This window comes from Microbacterium sp. SORGH_AS_0421 (assembly GCF_030818635.1).
In the GTDB taxonomy this organism is placed as follows: domain Bacteria; phylum Actinomycetota; class Actinomycetes; order Actinomycetales; family Microbacteriaceae; genus Microbacterium.
The window spans coordinates 1,545,100-1,560,879 of record NZ_JAUTAO010000001.1 but is presented as its reverse complement, the minus strand read 5'-3'; the positions used below and the strand labels follow the sequence as shown (position 1 = coordinate 1,560,879).

At 67.0% G+C, this 15,780-nt stretch carries 13 protein-coding genes, 1 tRNA gene and 1 pseudogene; 6 read left to right on the top strand and 9 right to left on the bottom strand.

Annotated features, from left to right (window positions below):
- Positions 1 to 125: 125 nt before the first annotated feature.
- From QE416_RS07380 to QE416_RS07360, 5 genes are all read right to left on the bottom strand, one after another.
- Positions 126 to 749: a hypothetical protein gene (locus tag QE416_RS07380; protein WP_115915803.1), complete on the bottom strand. Its 624-nt coding sequence runs from the start codon at positions 747 to 749 to the stop codon at positions 126 to 128.
- 145 nt (positions 750 to 894) lie between these two features.
- Positions 895 to 2,343: an RNA polymerase sigma factor gene (locus tag QE416_RS07375; RefSeq protein WP_307314867.1), complete on the bottom strand. Its 1,449-nt coding sequence runs from the start codon at positions 2,341 to 2,343 to the stop codon at positions 895 to 897.
- Between the two features lie 136 nt (positions 2,344 to 2,479).
- The gene (locus tag QE416_RS07370; RefSeq protein ID WP_115915805.1) at positions 2,480 to 2,908 is read right to left on the bottom strand and encodes a MarR family transcriptional regulator; all 429 of its coding nucleotides are present in this window, start codon (positions 2,906 to 2,908) and stop codon (positions 2,480 to 2,482) included.
- 170 nt (positions 2,909 to 3,078) lie between these two features.
- Positions 3,079 to 4,278 (bottom strand): FAD-dependent monooxygenase, encoded by a 1,200-nt coding sequence (locus tag QE416_RS07365; RefSeq protein ID WP_307314861.1) that lies wholly within the window; start codon positions 4,276 to 4,278, stop codon positions 3,079 to 3,081.
- Complete coding sequence (locus tag QE416_RS07360; protein ID WP_307314858.1) at positions 4,275 to 5,930, bottom strand: DHA2 family efflux MFS transporter permease subunit; 1,656 nt, start codon at positions 5,928 to 5,930, stop codon at positions 4,275 to 4,277. The genes QE416_RS07365 and QE416_RS07360 overlap by 4 nt, the downstream gene beginning before the upstream one ends.
- Before the next feature lie 108 nt (positions 5,931 to 6,038).
- Between QE416_RS07360 and QE416_RS07355 the strand changes: the two genes are divergently transcribed.
- From QE416_RS07355 to QE416_RS07340, 4 genes and pseudogenes are all read left to right on the top strand, one after another.
- Positions 6,039 to 6,389, top strand: a complete 351-nt coding sequence (locus QE416_RS07355) for a MarR family winged helix-turn-helix transcriptional regulator (protein WP_307314855.1) — start codon at positions 6,039 to 6,041, stop codon at positions 6,387 to 6,389.
- Between the two features lie 625 nt (positions 6,390 to 7,014).
- Positions 7,015 to 8,007: pseudogene (locus QE416_RS07350) on the top strand (IS3 family transposase).
- Between the two features lie 315 nt (positions 8,008 to 8,322).
- On the top strand, positions 8,323 to 8,643 hold the full coding sequence (locus QE416_RS07345) for a hypothetical protein (RefSeq protein ID WP_307314853.1): 321 nt from the start codon (positions 8,323 to 8,325) through the stop codon (positions 8,641 to 8,643).
- 462 nt (positions 8,644 to 9,105) lie between these two features.
- Positions 9,106 to 9,558 (top strand): hypothetical protein, encoded by a 453-nt coding sequence (locus QE416_RS07340; RefSeq protein WP_267789309.1) that lies wholly within the window; start codon positions 9,106 to 9,108, stop codon positions 9,556 to 9,558.
- 710 nt (positions 9,559 to 10,268) lie between these two features.
- Here QE416_RS07340 and QE416_RS07335 read toward each other — a convergent pair.
- Positions 10,269 to 10,358 (bottom strand) — tRNA-Ser (locus QE416_RS07335).
- Between the two features lie 302 nt (positions 10,359 to 10,660).
- On the opposite strand from QE416_RS07335, the gene QE416_RS07330 reads away from it, so the two are divergent.
- Both QE416_RS07330 and radA read left to right on the top strand, forming a co-directional pair.
- A complete protein-coding gene (locus QE416_RS07330; protein WP_307314849.1) occupies positions 10,661 to 11,614 on the top strand; it encodes an L-lactate dehydrogenase in 954 nt (317 codons plus the stop codon).
- Positions 11,615 to 11,676: 62 nt separating this feature from the next.
- The gene (gene radA, locus QE416_RS07325; RefSeq protein WP_210072412.1) at positions 11,677 to 13,044 is read left to right on the top strand and encodes a DNA repair protein RadA; all 1,368 of its coding nucleotides are present in this window, start codon (positions 11,677 to 11,679) and stop codon (positions 13,042 to 13,044) included.
- A gap of 531 nt (positions 13,045 to 13,575) precedes the next feature.
- On the opposite strand, the gene QE416_RS07320 is transcribed toward radA, so the two are convergent.
- From QE416_RS07320 to QE416_RS07310, 3 genes are all read right to left on the bottom strand, one after another.
- Positions 13,576 to 13,986 carry a dehydrogenase gene (locus tag QE416_RS07320; protein WP_307314846.1) on the bottom strand — a complete coding sequence of 137 codons (411 nt, stop codon included), beginning with the start codon at positions 13,984 to 13,986 and terminating at the stop codon, positions 13,576 to 13,578.
- Between the two features lie 228 nt (positions 13,987 to 14,214).
- Positions 14,215 to 14,931, bottom strand: a complete 717-nt coding sequence (locus tag QE416_RS07315) for a FadR/GntR family transcriptional regulator (protein WP_307314843.1) — start codon at positions 14,929 to 14,931, stop codon at positions 14,215 to 14,217.
- Between the two features lie 25 nt (positions 14,932 to 14,956).
- Positions 14,957 to 15,736, bottom strand: a complete 780-nt coding sequence (locus QE416_RS07310) for a 3-oxoacyl-ACP reductase (RefSeq protein ID WP_307314838.1) — start codon at positions 15,734 to 15,736, stop codon at positions 14,957 to 14,959.
- Positions 15,737 to 15,780: the final 44 nt, after the last annotated feature.

Genomic DNA, 15,780 nt, shown 5'->3' with positions numbered 1-15,780 from the left:
CGAGGTGGTTGATTCCCACGAGTTCGGGGGAGAGCGCCGTGGTGGTGTTACCTCGTAGGTGCGGACGGCCCCTCGTTGGTGCGGTGCCCGGCCCAGAGCCGTGGGCCGGGCACCGCGGTCTGTGGTTACGGCTTGACGGAAGTACCGTCGAAGTGGGCCTGGACGTAGGAGACCTGACCCTGGAGGGCGTTGTTTGCGGCTTCGCTGCCCTGGTCGGGAAGGGAGATCGAAACGTTCAGAGTGCCCGTGGCGCCGGTGGCGTAGACGCCGAGGTCGAGGTTGTCGACGGCGGCCTGGGTGACGTTCGTCACCAGGGCAGTTCCATTCAGCGAAACCGTGTAGCGCAGTGCAGTAGCAATCTCCGCGCCGGAGGTGCGACCAGGGCGGTCCTGCAGGCTGAAGGCCATATCGGCGCTCAGTGCGGGCGACTCGTTACGGAAGGGGATGTCGACAGAGACAGTGTCGCCGGGCGTGAGCAGGTCAGCACCGGGGACGTTGATGTTGACACCTTCTGCGGTGTTTGCTTCCTGCCAGGTCCCGGGGACGGGGTTGCCGTTCGCGTCGGTGCCGACGACCTGGATGTTGAAGCGGTTGTTGCCGCCCACGCCGGAATCGTTGGTGCCGTTGCCCAGGTTCAGGTTGGCGAAGTCGGTGAACGCTGCGGCGGTCGTCAGCGCGCCGGCGGCGAGGAGCGTTCCGACGGCGAGGACGGCGCGCTTCTTGCCGCGCGAAAGCTGTGTGGTGTTCATGCGGTTTCCCTACTTTTGGCACGCCGAAGCGCGCGTGATGAATGAGGCCCGTGAGCGTCGAGTTCCCGCTCCGGGTGCCATCTGTGTGTGCTGCCGACAGCAGCTTTGTCACACCGTTTGAGGAAAAATTTTTCCGATGGCCCGATTACTCGCAGGGCGGTTTGCGCAACACGGGCGCGGAACGTCTGAGGCGTGAACCGGCCAACAGCGCCACCGCGCCACCGAGCGCTGTCAAAGCAAGCACGGCGCCGTCCGTTCCGGTCGCCGCGAGCTCATCCGGTCGATCCGTCGTGTCCCCGACTGCGATCCCGGAGGGTGCTGTGTCCGCCACCCAGAAAATTGTCCCGAGTGTCACATTTGCGTGCTGATCTGTGTCCGTGACACCACGAGTGACGTCGTGATGAATTGCCAACGTCTCGCCCGGGTTGATCGGCCCGAGATATGTGATTCCTGATCGGCGTGTTTCGACGTGAGGAAGGGTTACCTGTCCGGCGCCCCATCGCATGGTCAGTGCCAGTGAGGGTGGAGCGCTGTCGGCGGACGACACGTCCTGCATCCAGGTGCTCGCGAAGAGGTAGCGGGTCCCCTCAGACGCCGATGTCACCTCTGCCGCCCATTGGATCGTCTCACCCGGTGCGGGGAGGGGGACCGCCGAGGGTGCTTGAGCAGCAAGCGTCCCCGTTGGTGGTGCCGACGCTCCCGGCGTCATGGGAACGGGTTCGGGACGGGGCGCGGGTTCGGGGACACCGGAGAGGGCAACCGCGCCAAGGGCGACCGCCGTAAGAAGACCCGCCAATGTGGCCAGCAGGCGCCGCGGAGAAGTTTTCGATTGCGCGTTTGCCGAGGGGGCGTCTCCGACGATGGTTAGGCCTGTTCCGATGCCCCCCAGCACGATGGCGAGTACGAGTGTCGCACCACCGCGGCCCAGGTCTTGGCGGATTGTGCTCACCAGCGGGGGGCATGAAGGGCAGTTGATGACGTGTGCGTCATAGGCACGGCGCGCCCGAGCTCCAGCGGTGCCCATGATCACCCGGGCAAGAGCGGGAACATCAAACCCGCATGACGGCGGTGTAGCCGAGAGGAGTTCCGCGACATACGCCACGCGTAGGTCTCTCCTGGCGCGAGAAAGCAGAGTCGTGGCATTCGTAACCGAGATCCCCTCCGCCTCGGCAATCTCGCGCGCAGAGGATCCCTTAACAGTTGCGGCGAAGAGGTACCGCTGCTGCATGGAACTCAGCGCAGCAAACGCTCTCGCAGCAGTTTGACGCAACTGACCGTCCTCCACCCGCAACAGCTCAGCGGAATCGACCGGGACATCGAGTTCGTCGTCGGAAACGGTCAATGTCCGCCGCTGCTCCGCAAGCGCCTGAGCGTGCAGGTTCCGCGCCATCGCGTGCAAGTAGGCGCGCCTATTCTCAATCTGAGAAAGCCGCTCTTCGTCGAACGAAAGAAAAAGCGCAAATGCAGCCGACGTGACGTCGTCAGCGTCCGAGCTCGAGGCACCATTGCGCCGCAGATTTCGCCGAATTTCGTCAGAGAGCGTGACGTAGGTCTGGGTGAGCCAGTTGGAAAGTTCAGTGCGACTGTCAACCATGGCATGCGCCTACGGAACCACGGGGGAACACGGCGCCCCGCTGGAGCAGCGAATGAGCACGTTCGTACCGCACGTCTTTCTCCTCAGGTTGACTGAAGGTCTGGCGTCACCCTCAACCTACCTGAACCCCCCTGCGCTAACGCAAATCTTCCTCAACCTGAACGGCGCGAAACAAAGCGGGTGACATGGAGGGATGGAGCTGCGTGAATTGCGCATCGAGCTGCTGCGCCACAGCGGCTGCCTGCCGGAGCAGGGCCAACCCTCCCTCAGTGAGCAAGAGGTTCGCTGACGCTCCCGGACGGTGCGGTTCGGCGACCACCAAGCCGCGTTGCTTAAGGCCTGCAACGATGGAATGTGCACTTTGGACGGACACGCCGTGTGACCGCCCGACGTCGCTTATGGACAGGCCTGGCGACTCCCACAGATCGCACAGAACGGCAAATTGACGGGGTGTCAGCTCGAGGGGCGTCAGATCGGACGCAAATCGGCGTTTCCACTCCCGTCCGAGGCTCAAAAGCGCCAGTGTCGGGCTCGAGCGCAGCGCGCCGAGAATATGGTCGGGCATCAATAAATTCTACGCGCCATGGGACCGGTCCCAGGTGGCTACGAAGGCTGTGTTCTGTCGACCCGCCTTGCTGATCGAAAGCTCCATGTCGTCGCAACGGGTCGCTATCCAAAGTGGGCTTTGAGGTCACATCAGCATCGAACCGTGGTCTAGCGGGGCTGGCACACTGATCACTCGTAGTCGGGCAACTTGAACGCGTCGGCGGGGGGACGAAACAGCCCCGCGGTCAGACGCCGCCCGACGCGTGACGCTGCCGCTCGCATCACGCCATGAAAGATTGCTCTTCCGGCGAGAGAACGGGGGTTCGCAAGTCGCGGGGTCCCTGGTGGGAGATCTTGTGCCCGCGTGACGAACGGGCGGAGGATTTCTTCATAGCGCTGTAAAGCTGTCTCAATATCTATGCTGCGCCCGAGTTCACCGGCTAGGACGTAGGCACCTACGAGCGAGAGGGTCGTACCCATGCCGCTGAGTGGAGATGCGCAGTAGGCGGCGTCGCCGACAAGCGCGACCCTGCCGTGGTGCCATGTGTCGAGGTGCACCTGACCGACTCGATCGAGATACAGCTCATCTGCGTGCGCCATCTCGCGCAGCACGCGCGGAGCCTGCCACCCGGCATCGGCGAATCGCTCGCGCAGCGCGGCGCGCACACGACTCGGGTCGTCGTCTGTGGCAGCGCCCTCGTCGCCACGGGTCGGGTAGGAAAGCGTGGCGCGGATTGTGCCGAGGTTGTCGGGGCGCAGGGTGATGCTCCGCCCACCGGTGGCGGAATACCACCGCCACCAGTCGGTGTCGTCGGGCGTCCGGGGAATTGTCAGGTATGCCGTTGACATGTTCTTCGAGACAACCGGATCGGTGCCAGGAAAGATTAGTCGACGTGTACGAGAACGCATTCCCTCGGCGATCACGACGAGGTCGAACCGCTCTTCAGTTCCGTCGTCGAACGTGACCTGTATGTTGGTGCGACGCTCGTCGAGCGAGCGGATCGTGGTGCCGAAGCGGTAGGCGACGTGATCTTTGGTGAGGTCGAACAGAACTCGTGACAGTTCGCCGCGGAGAATCTCGAGCTCTGCCGTCGCCCCACCGGTGTCATCGCGCCCTGCTGGGAAGCTCGCTACGGCCTGTCCGCGCGTCCCGATGAACTGTGTTCCTACCTCGTGGGTGTTCCGCGCCCGGATTTCTTCCTCCACCCCCATGCGGCGCGCGACCTCACGGCCGGCGCCGCGGATGTCGATGTTCTGCCCGCCCGTGCGGAGCTCGGGTGCCCGCTCGACGACAGTGACTTCCCACCCCGAGCGGTTCATCCAATAGGCCAGTGCGGGCCCCGCGATGCTTGCGCCGCTGATGAGGATGCGTCGGAGCGCGGTCATCATGCCACCCCTGTCGTAGTCGTCGTAAACGCGGATGGCTCGCTTGCTGTCCGCTCCGTATGGTTTGAGGTGTTGGAGCCCGCTGGGCGCGACGGGATTAGGTAGGTGGCAATGACGCCAACGACTAGGAACCCGGCGGCAAGGAAGGCGCCGAACGCCACGGCATCCGTCATCGACTGGCGTGCCAGGTCGGCGACGTAGTCGAGGCCCGGAACTTGACCGATCGGCTCGATCGCCGCACCGGCGCTGTCGGTCACCGCATCTGCGAAGCCTTTCGCGTCGGAAGGGGCCAGTCCGCTGGCTTCGAGTTTGCCCTGGAGCGTAGTGCCCAGGGACGAGAAGAAGACGGTCGTGAGTGCCGCGATCCCGAGCGCCGAGCCGAGCTGGCGGAAGGTGCTCTGGATGCCCGAACTCTGGCCGCCACCGTCGGTGGGCACGTCGGCGAGCACGACGTTGGTGACCTGTGCGGTCGCGAAGCCGACGCCCACCCCGTAGAAGAAGAGAATGACCGCGATCAGCAGCCACGACGCGTCGGTGAGAGCGGCGACAAGGCCGAGGCCTGCGAGACCGAGCACCTCGAGGATCAGCCCGAGTCTCACGAAGGTCAGCGCACTGACGCGGTTCGAGAAGGGGAAGCTGATGCCGCTGGCAACGAAGCTACCGATTGCGATTGGAACGAGCGCGAGGCCTGCTTGCAGGGGCGAGTAGCCGAGGGTGAACTGCAGCCAGAGGGGAAGCACCGCGATGATGCCGAATTCGCCGAGCCCGATGATGAGGGTGGCGATGTTGCCGTTGCGGAATGACGCGATCGAGAACAGCCGCGTGTCCATGAGCGGCTGGTGGCGGCTGTCTGAGCGGCTGAGCCGCACCTGCCGCCACACGAACAGGGCGAGCACCAGCACCGCGGCGACGAGTGCGACAAAGGCGGGCGATAGACCGGAATCCCAGCGCCAGCCGAACAGGTCGGACGCGCTCTTACTGACGACCCATCCATAAACACGGCCCTCGACGACCCCGAAGGCGAGCAGGCCGAGCCCGATGACAGAGAGGGCGGCGCCGAGACCGTCGACACCGCCGCGCGAGCGAGCGGGCTGGGAGAGGAACAGTGCACCGATGACGACAATCACGATCGTCAACGGGATATTAAGGCCGAACGCCCACCGCCACGAGACGTGCTCGGACAGCCAGCCGCCGAGCACGGGTCCGAGCGCCGTGGCGGCGCCGATCGTCGAACCCCAGACAGCGAAAGCTTTGCCGCGCGCCGCACCCGTGAACATCGCATTCAGCAACGCGAGCGAGGTCGGCAATACCGCAGCGGCTCCGATGCCCTGTAGAAAGCGGGCGAGGATCAAGATCTCGCCCGTGGGAGCGAGGCCCGCGAGCAGACTTGTGAGGCCGAAGACGACGACGCCGACAAGGAAGACGGTCTTCGCGCCGCGGAGGTCGGAGATACGTCCTACGACCAACAACAGTGCGGCGAAGACGATCGCATACGACTCTTGGATCCACTGCGCTTGGCTTGAGTCGATGTTCAGATCGTTGATCACCGAGGGGGTGATGACGTTGACGATTGTGGTGTCGACGACGATCAGGGCGACACCCAAGGCTACGGCAACCAGACCGACCCAGCGGCGTGCATTCTCGGACAGAGCCATCGTGCATCTCCTTAGATCATTTCATAGTCAAATGATTTGATAGCAGAATAGCTTGATGAAGTGATAATCTGCAAGTCCGACCACGGCGCACCAGGATGGGAGGCCACCGTGGGTGACCACGACACTTCTCGCGACCTAGACCCTGTTCCCGTCCCGGTCACAGAGGCACTCCGCGCCTACGGCGAGACCTACACACGGGTCGCTCGGGCCTTCGCCTCTCACGCCGGGCTGCACTCCACCGATGCGACGGCGATGATCGAAATCCTCAGCGCCGAAGAACTCGGCACACCGCTCTCGCCGGCGAAGCTAAGCGATCAGATCGGTCTCAGTTTTGGCGCCACCTCGACCTTGCTGAACCGACTCGAAGCGGTCGGCCACGTCACCCGCAGCCGCATACAGACGGATCGCCGCGGTCGTGAACCTGCACTCGACGCCAGAGGTGCAACGACTCGCGGATGATTTCTTCGAGCCGCTCGGGCGACGCCTCGACTCGATTCTCGCCGCGCACTCTCCTGCGTTCCTTGCTGAATTCTCAGCGCTGCTGATCGAGTTGCAACAGGCCACCGATGACCACATCTCGGAAAGTCCAGATAGCTAGATCCCGCTGCCCCACCTGTCGTAGTCACGAGGCCGGCAATCTGACGTTTCGTAAGGACTCTTATCCGGCCCGACGGCGGCGCTCCACTCGCCGAGCAGACGCAGGAAACGGAGCCTGACGTATCCATCGATTCTCGTCGGAAACGGAGCGGTTCCCTGCCGATACTCGACGTTATGTCAGAAGCGCGACATAGGAACCGTTCGTCTGCTCATCCGGAGGTCCGAAAAACCCGAAACCGCCTACAGCGCACCCGTCGTCCGCCCTCCGCACGAGGTACATGGCGAAGGGGTCATCAGTCGGTTCCGCGGCAGCGAGAGACGTCAACGGGCCCAGCTCATCCGCGAAGGGATACTCGCGGTGCCAGTTGTCACCGGGCTGTTCCTGCCGAGCGACGATGCGCCGGGCGAGGTCCGGGGAGATTGGCTCCAATGTAAGGCGTGAATTGGCCTGACTTTCGTTCCGTTCTTCAAGCAAGGATGGAAGACGATGAACAGGAAGTACTCGCCGGAGATGCGTGAGCGGGCGTTGCGGATGCTCGCGAAGACACGGCCGTCGCACGCGACGTTGATGAGTGCCGCGCGGCATGTGGCGGGGCTGTTGGGGATGAGTCCGGAAACGTTGCGGTTATGGCACCGTCAAGCGGAGGTGGATGCGGGCGCTAAGCGTGGGGTCACGACCGAGGCAGCGCAGCGCATCAAGCAGCTCAAGAAGGAGGTTTCGGAGTTGCGGAAGGCGAATGAGATTCTCAAGGCTGCGAGCGTGTTTTTCGCGAAGGAGCTCGACCGCCCCTGACCGTGATGGTCCGGTTCATCAACGAGTATCAGGATCGTTTCGGGGTCGAGCTCATCTGCCGGGTGTTGCGCCCGGCGGTTCAGGGCTTCCTCACCGCGCGCGGGTATCGCGCCGCAGTCGGGCGTGGCCCGTCGGCCCGGCAACTGGGGGACGAACTCCTCGTCCCGGAAGTGGCCAGGTCGCATGCGGAGAACTACGGCGTCTACGGGCGACGGAAGATGCATGCGCTGATGCGCCGGCAAGGGTGGGACATCGGTCGGGACCAGACCGAACGCCTCATGCGCCTCGCCGGAGTTCGCGGCGTCCGCACGTCCAAGCGCGTGTTCACCACCCGCCCGGACAAGACGATCGCGCTGCCGGTGATCTCGTGAACCGTCGATTCACCGCACCAGCGCCGCGGCGACTCTGGGTCTGCGACGTAACTTACGTCGCGACGTGGTCCGGGTTCGCATACGTTGCGTCGCCGAGGCGATCAACAACCTCTACAAGACCGAGCTCATCTGTCAGCGCGGCCCCTGGCGGACGGTCGAACAGGTCGAACCTGCGACCCCGGAATGGGTGCGGTGGTGGAACAACCAGCGGCTCCATGGCGAGCTCGACATGCGCACCCCAGTCGAGGTCGAAACCGCGTACTACGCTGACCAAGAATCAGGCCAACCGGCACCTGCCGGACAAGGCTCCCGATAGGAACGAAAGTCAGGCCGATTCACAACTATCTTTCGCCGGGACGATTTCAACGCGTGAGGTGACCACGACCCTGCGGGCCGCGTGCCAGGACAACCTCCGCGAGGAAGGTATCCGTTTGGTGTGCTGACCGTCCCCTCCCGATCTTCGCTGGCTGAGGATCTTCGGTCGAATCTGACAGCGTCCCGTCGTAACTGAGTCGACATTCCGTCTTCCATGTTCGATGGGGCCCGGAGACGGAGCCCCCGAGGAGGACAAATGACAGCGAACGTTTCCCCGACGAGATGGCCCGACCCTCATGATCGTGTTGATCAATTCGTGAGGGGGCGACTTCTGCGTTGGTACCCCCGGCAATGGCGTCGACGACACGGTGAGATCCTCGTCTCCACGCTTCTCGACGTCGCCCACGAGGAGAACCGTGCGGCCACGAGTCGGGCAGAGACCCGGGACGCCGCCGTACACGGTACGGCCGCGCGCCTCGACCGCCGCTTCGTGGCGCTGTCGGCTTTCTCCGCCGCGGCGCTCTCCGTCGTGGCCGGCGTGCTAGCTACGATGAGCTCCGCCCCCGGCATCCTGGGTCTCCTTCCGAGCACGGTCACTCCCCCGCTCGCGTCATGGTCGCTCGTCGCCGTGCTATGACTGCGCGGCCTCTTGTCCGACGGCCCCGCCCTCGCCGTCGTCATTGCGAGCTCTATCGCCTGGACGCTGAACGGTCTGACCGCCATGTCATGGTCCCTTGGTTCGATGCGGCGGACGCCGGGCTTGCCGCTCCCCGGCTCGCGGAAGCTTGAACACCGCTCTTCGCTGCGGCGGCCGGGGCAGGCGGAGTGAGCATCGCGGTGATCGTCGAGCCGATCCTCCGCCGCGCCCGGCTGCCGCTCATCGGACGCGTCGTCATCGGCGGAATGGGAGAAGCGATGCTCGCTCCGCTGATCAGCCTCGCCACCCTCAGTCCGGTGACGACCGGTGCCGGTGCGCTGGCCGCGACCGTCCTCGCGATGAAGGGGCGCTCCGTGGCGCCGTCGTCGCCACCGCCCCTCACGCTCGTCACCGACCCCCGGGCGCGCGCGTGGACGCCGGGCGCCCCGTCCGCTCGCCGTCGTGGCCGCCCTGGGAGGGGTTCTCGGGGCGGTGTACGCCTTAAGTGGCCAGTCGTGGTCGCCGGGCGCCCTCGACGGCACGATGGCCATGGCCCACGGCATCACCATCCTCGCCCTGGTGGCCGTGCCCCCGCTCGCGGCCCTCGACGTATCGGCGCCAGCACGGACCCGCTTTTCCGCGGTCGGCCCCGCCGCCGTCGCCGCGCTGGGGTGCGGCATCCTCGCCGTCGCCTACATCGGCGCCCCGGACGCTGCTGCGATGTGGCCGCTGATGCAGCTCTCGGCCGCGACGATCGGAGCGGCGATCGCGTGGTGGCTCGTTCCGCGTGTCGGGTTCTCCTGGCCGACGGCCGTCACCGTCGGTTTCGTGACGGGTCTGGTCTACGCGGCGTTCCTCGGTGTGATGATCGGTCCCCTCCTGACGTTCCGGCCTGGACCGCGTCAGCGGCGATGACCGCGTCGTGGATGCCCGCGGTGACCAACGACTGCACCTCGAGCGCGGCGGTGAAGCCTTGTGCGATCCAACAGCTGACATACAGCTCGCGCACTTCCTGCGTGGGATACTCCTCGAAGCCGGGCGGGTGCTCCCCCACGGCGATGACGCCGGCGAGCTGAACGAGCACAGTGCCGGGGCGCGCAGGTTCCCAGTGAGAGGCTCCTGGCCGACGGCCCACCTCAGCGCTCATTCCCCGTGACGCCTCGAACAAGTATCGCGTACCGCCAGCTGCCGATGGACGATCGGCGCGGAACTTCTCCGTGTTGGGTGGGAAGGCTTCTCCCCCATTGAACTCTTCGGCGAGGCGCTGCAGTTCGCGGACGATGGCGCCTTCGGCGACAACCTTCAGGAATGAGTACCCGCCGGCCACACCGGCAGTGCGGGCGAGGCCGGGGGGGGGGACATCCCTGATTCACGCGGCGGAGGAATTCGTGCCGAGGACATGGCCACAGGCTAGCTAGGGCTGAGTTGGCCCGGTGCGCGCGAGTGGCCACCCCACCGCCACTGCGGCTGGTCTGAACTTTCCACCGGCGACCAACAGGACAGTGGCCCCAGCCCCGGTGGGCGGTCTTCGCGATCCAGTTACCGCAGCGTTACCGCTGATGGTCGACAGTGCAAAACAAAAGCCCCGAATCCCTGCGTTTCCGGGAGACTCGGGGCCTTCGTAGTGGCGGTGACGGTGGGATTTGAACCCACGGTAGGGGTGAACCTACACAACATTTCGAGTGTTGCACCTTCGGCCGCTCGGACACGTCACCGCCGAATAGCTTACGACAGAAGACCCGATGCCGCGAATCGGCGGCCAGCACCAGTCACCGCGGCTTCCGCTCGACGCGTGCCGAACTCCTGAGAACTGACCCCGCAGGCGAGGGGCCCGACCCCGCGGGGGCGACGGACCCCGGAACCTCCGGGTCCCGGCGCGGCGCGCACCGCGCCGCACCACCCGAGAACTCAGGAGTTACGCACACCCCTCCGCACGTACCGCGACCCCACGCATCCGTTCATCCACCGTCGAACGACCGCGGTGGAGGCCGCCGTCCCCCGCTGCCAGGATCGAGCCATGAGCGTGATCGAGAACTCGAAGCTGACGGTCGTAGGAGCAGGAAGCGTGGGCGCGAGCGTCGCGTACGCCGCCCTCATCCGCGGGTCGGCGCGGCACGTCGCGCTCTACGACATCGCGGCCGAGAAGGTCGAGGCCGAGGTGCTCGACCTTGCCCACGGCACGCAGTTCACCGGGTCGAGCGACATCACGGGCGGCAGCGACGTGTCGGTGGCCGAGGGCTCTCACGTGGTCGTCGTCACCGCGGGTGCGAAGCAGAACCCGGGCCAGACCCGCACCGAGCTCGCAGCGACGAACGCCGCGATCGTCCGCGACATGATGCCCAAGCTCCTCGAGGTCGCGCCGAACGCGATCTACGTGATCGTGACGAACCCGTGCGACGTGCTGACGGTCCTGGCGCAAGAGGCGACCGGCCTCCCCAGCCGGCGCATCTTCGCCTCGGGCACCGTGCTCGACACCTCGCGCCTGCGCTGGAAACTGGCTCAGCGCGCCGGCGTCGCCACCTCGAGCGTGCACGCCTGGATCGTCGGCGAGCACGGCGACACCGAGTTCCCCCTGTGGTCGACCGCCACGATCGGTTCGGTGCCGATCACCGAGTTCGAGCTTCCCGACGGCACGCGTTTCGATCGCGAGCAGTTGGATGCCATCGCCGTCGACGTGCGCGACGCCGCCTACAAGGTCATCAAGGGCAAGGGCGCGACGAACTACGCCATCGGCCTGTCGAGCGCCCGGATCGTCGAGGCGATCCTGCGCGATGAGCACGCGGTCCTGCCGGTCAGCACGGTGCTGCAGGACTTCCGCGGCATCGACGGCATGGCGCTGTCGGTCCCCTCGATCGTGTCTGCCCGCGGCGCCGTGCCCCTGACGGGCACCCCGTTCTCCGACGCCGAGCTGACGCTGCTGCGCCGCTCCGCCCACGCGCTGACGACGGTCACGGAGTCGCTCCGCGACTGAGCAGATCCCGGATGCCGGGACCCCGACGCGGCGATGTCGGAGCTCCCACGTAGCCTGAGCACATGGCATCCCGACGTCCCGCTGCAGCCCCCGCCCCGTACCGGTGCACCGAGTGCGGGTGGACGACGCTGAAGTGGGTCGGCCGCTGCGGCGAGTGCCAGTCGTGGGGCACGGTGGTCGAGGCCGCCGAGCAGACCGGAATCGTTCGATCGATCGTGCCCGTCGCGCCCGGGGCCGCCCGCGCTGCCCGCCGCATCACCGAGATCGACACGCAGGACGCCCCGCGCCGCACGAGCGGAGTGGGCGAGTTCGACCGCGTGCTGGGCGGCGGCATCGTGCCCGGTGCCGCGATCCTGCTGAGCGGCGAGCCCGGCGTCGGCAAGTCCACCCTGCTCCTCGAGGTCGCCGCCCAGAGCGCACGCGCGGGCCGACGCGTGCTCTACGCCAGCGGTGAGGAGTCCGCGGCGCAGGTGCGCCTTCGCGCCGAGCGCACCGGCGCCCTGCACGACGAGCTCTTCCTCGCGGCCGAGACCGACCTCGCCACGATCCTCGGCCACATCGACCAGGTCGAGCCGGGGCTGCTCATCGTCGACTCCGTGCAGACGGTGTCGTCGGCACACAGCGACGGCGCGGCGGGCCAGCCGGCGCAGGTGCGAGAGGTGGCATCCGCTCTCATTCGCGTCGCGAAGGAGCGAGGGCTGCCCGTGATCCTCGTCGGACACGTGACCAAGGACGGCTCGATCGCGGGTCCGCGAATCCTCGAACACCTGGTCGACGTCGTCTGCCACTTCGAGGGCGACCGGCAGACCTCGCTCCGCTTCGTGCGGGCCCTCAAGAACCGCTTCGGCCCGACCGACGAGGTCGGCTGCTTCGATATGACTGGCACCGGCATCGCCGAGGTCGCCGACCCGAGCGCGCTGTTCCTCGGTCACGGCGAGCCCGAGCCCGGCACGTGCGTCACCATCGCGATGGAGGGCCGTCGCGCCCTCCCCGTCGAGATCCAGGCACTCGCCGTGCGACAGACCGCCCCGAACCCTCGGCGTATCGTCAACGGCGTCGATTCTTCGCGGGTCGCCATGGTGCTGGCGGTCCTCGAGAGCCGCATGGGTCTGACGCTCTCCGACCGCGATGTCTACGTCTCCACCGTCGGCGGAGTGCGCCTGGTCGAACCGGCCGCCGACCTCGCGATCGCGATCGCCGTGGCCAACGCCGTCAAGAACCGCAAGGTCTCGAAACGCCTCGCCGCAATCGGCGAGCTCACCCTCACCGGCGAGATCCGCAACGTCACGCAGGCCGCGCAGCGCGCATCCGAAGCAAAGCGCCTCGGGTACCACACGGTGCTCGACTCCTCATCCCGCAAGCTCGCTCAAGCCCTCAACGAGCTGCAGGTGCGCGGGGCACCGCGCGACGACAGCGAACCGGGGTTCTGACGCGGGGCAGCATCGGCCTGCACGATCGAGTACCAGGGTTCTGACGCGGAGCCGCCTCGGCCTGCACGATCGAGCTGCTGCACCCTGTCGTCCCGGTCGCGATGGAACGACCGGCGTGATCGACGTACCCGGCGCGTTCAGCGAGCGTCGATCGCCCCGGCGCATCCCATACGCACACGGCACACGGGTCGCGTTCGCGCAGAGGCGGCGTGATCAGCGACCGGGAGGTGCGGAGCGACGGCGGCGGTGCGGCGAGGTCATTCCCAGCACCGCGGGGATGACTAGTCCGGCGGCGCACACGGCACCGGCGATCAGGTACTCCATGGCTCCGAGTCTTGCACGCGTTCTTCACCCGCGCGAGTTGCGCCCCTCACCCCGGGCCGTTTCGCCCCGCGCCAGCGCCTCATCCGTCGTTCGAGTGTCCAAAACACCCGGACGAAATTCGAAACACTCCGGGTGTTTTGGACACTCGACGACAGACCAGACCTCCCCCCGCAGCGTGGGCAGTGTGAGCCCGCGCGTGGGGGCGTCTCAGGCGTCGAGCGCGGCGATCAGGTCGGCCGGCGACGCCTGGATCGGATGGGGTCCCGCGATGTCGATGAACACCGTGGTGATGGCATCCTGATGCGTTCCGAGGAACGTCCGCAGCCACTGCGACGACTGCAGAGCCACGTGGGGAGGCAGGCTCTCGGGCTTGTGCGCCGCATCGCTGAAGAGCAGCAGCGCGAGCTGCCCCGTGTTCGGATCGCGGTAGGTCCACACCTCGCCGACGCTGAGCGGGTTGTCGGCGTCGCCCGGGGTCATCAGCGGCACGACCGTCGGTCCGTGACGCAGGGCGAAGGCGATCGCCGCCATGTCCTGGGTCTGCAGGGCATCGGTGAGCGCGGTGTTCTTGAAGTCCACGTCGAGCTTTTTCCCCTTGCGCTTCTTGCCCGCTGCCATCCTCCGAGCCTATCCGCGCGGCGCCGCGCACGCCCGCGCGACGCCTGACGACGAGAGAATCCCCGACCGGAGGATCGAACCCCCGCGCCGCATCGTGCGCCCGCGGAATCTTCGCCGCTCGGGACCGCCGCCCCGCCTCGCGACCTCGCGCCCCGCCGGGCGACCTTCCACCCGCGGCGCGCGCTGCGCCCCGCGATCTGCACCCCCGCACCGCACTCCGCGAGAGCCCTACGCCAAGAACCCCCGCAGCAGCGCCTCGGATCCCGCGAGATGATCGCGCATGGCCGCGTGGGCGGCATCCGGCCTCCCGGCGAGGATCGCCGAGACCACCGCGGCGTGCTGCGAGGTGGAGTGCTCGATGTTGCGCGGCAGCAGGGGGAACGTGTCGAGCCAGGCGTTCACGCGCGCGCGGTTGTCGGCCACGAGGGGAACGAGAGACGGGATGCCGGCGAACTCCGCGATCGTCAGGTGCAGGAGCGTGTCGAGCCGGCGGTAGTCCTCCCCGTCGGCGAGCGCGGCCGCTTCGTGCCGTGCCCACAGCACGTCACGCTCCTCCGCCGACAGCGACCGTGCGGCCGCCGCCCACGCCGCCCCGGGTTCGAGGACGCCCCGCAGCGCGATGACGTCGGAGAGCTCGGCGGCCGACACGACCGCCGGCTGCGAGGGCCGGGGCACGGGGTCGACGACGAAGGTGCCGCCGTAGCGACCGCGTCGCGTCTCGAGCCACCCGGCATCCGACAGCTCCTTGAGTGCCTCGCGGACGGTGTCGCGACTCACCCCGTACAGCGCGGCGAGCTCGCGCTCCGCGGGAAGCGACTCCCCCGGTGCGACGAGCCCGAGCCGCACGGTCTGCACGATGCGCGCCGTGGTGTCCTCGAGCGCGTTGCCGCTGCGCACGGGACGGTACACGGCCCGGCGCAGGTCGTCGAGCGGCGCGTCTGTCACTCCCTCAGCCTGTCACGTCACCGGTTCACAGGGGCGTGACGTAGGCGTTGGTGATACCCCCGTCGACCACGAACGCCGTCGCGGTGATGAAGGACGCGTCATCGGATGCCAGGAACGCCACGCTCGCGGCCATCTCCTCCGGCTCTGCGAAGCGGCCCATCGGCACGTGCACGAGTCGACGCTGCGCACGCTCGGGGTCTTTCGCGAACAGCTCCTGGAGCAGGGGGGTGTTCACCGGTCCGGGGCAGAGGGCGTTCACGCGGATACCCTGACGCGCGAACTGCACGCCGAGTTCGCGGGTCATCGCGAGCACGCCGCCCTTCGACGCCGTGTACGAGATCTGCGAGGTGGCCGACCCCAGCAGCGCCACGAACGACGCCGTGTTGATGATCGAACCCCTGCCCGCGGGCACCATGTGCCGCAGCGCCGCCCGCGAGCAGAGGTACACGCTCTTGAGGTTGACGTCTTGCACCCGGTCCCACGCGGGCAGCTCGGTCGTCTCGATCGAGTCGTCGTCGGCGGGCGAGATGCCGGCGTTGTTGAAGGCGATGTCGACGCTGCCGAGGTCAGCGGCCACGCCGTCGAAGAGGGCGTTCACCGATGCTTCGTCAGCGACGTTCACCTGCCGGAAGACACCGCCCACCTCGGTGGCGGCGGCCGTGCCGGTGGTCTCGTCGAGATCGGCGATCACAACGCGGGCCCCCTCGGCGGCGAAGCGGCGAGCGGTGGCGAGGCCGATCCCGCTGGCCCCTCCGGTGATGATGGCGACGCGGTCGCGCAGACGCTGGGTGAGGTCGATGGTCATGGGTGGTGGTTCCTTTCGAGCAGTACCGCGTCCCACGTGCGGCC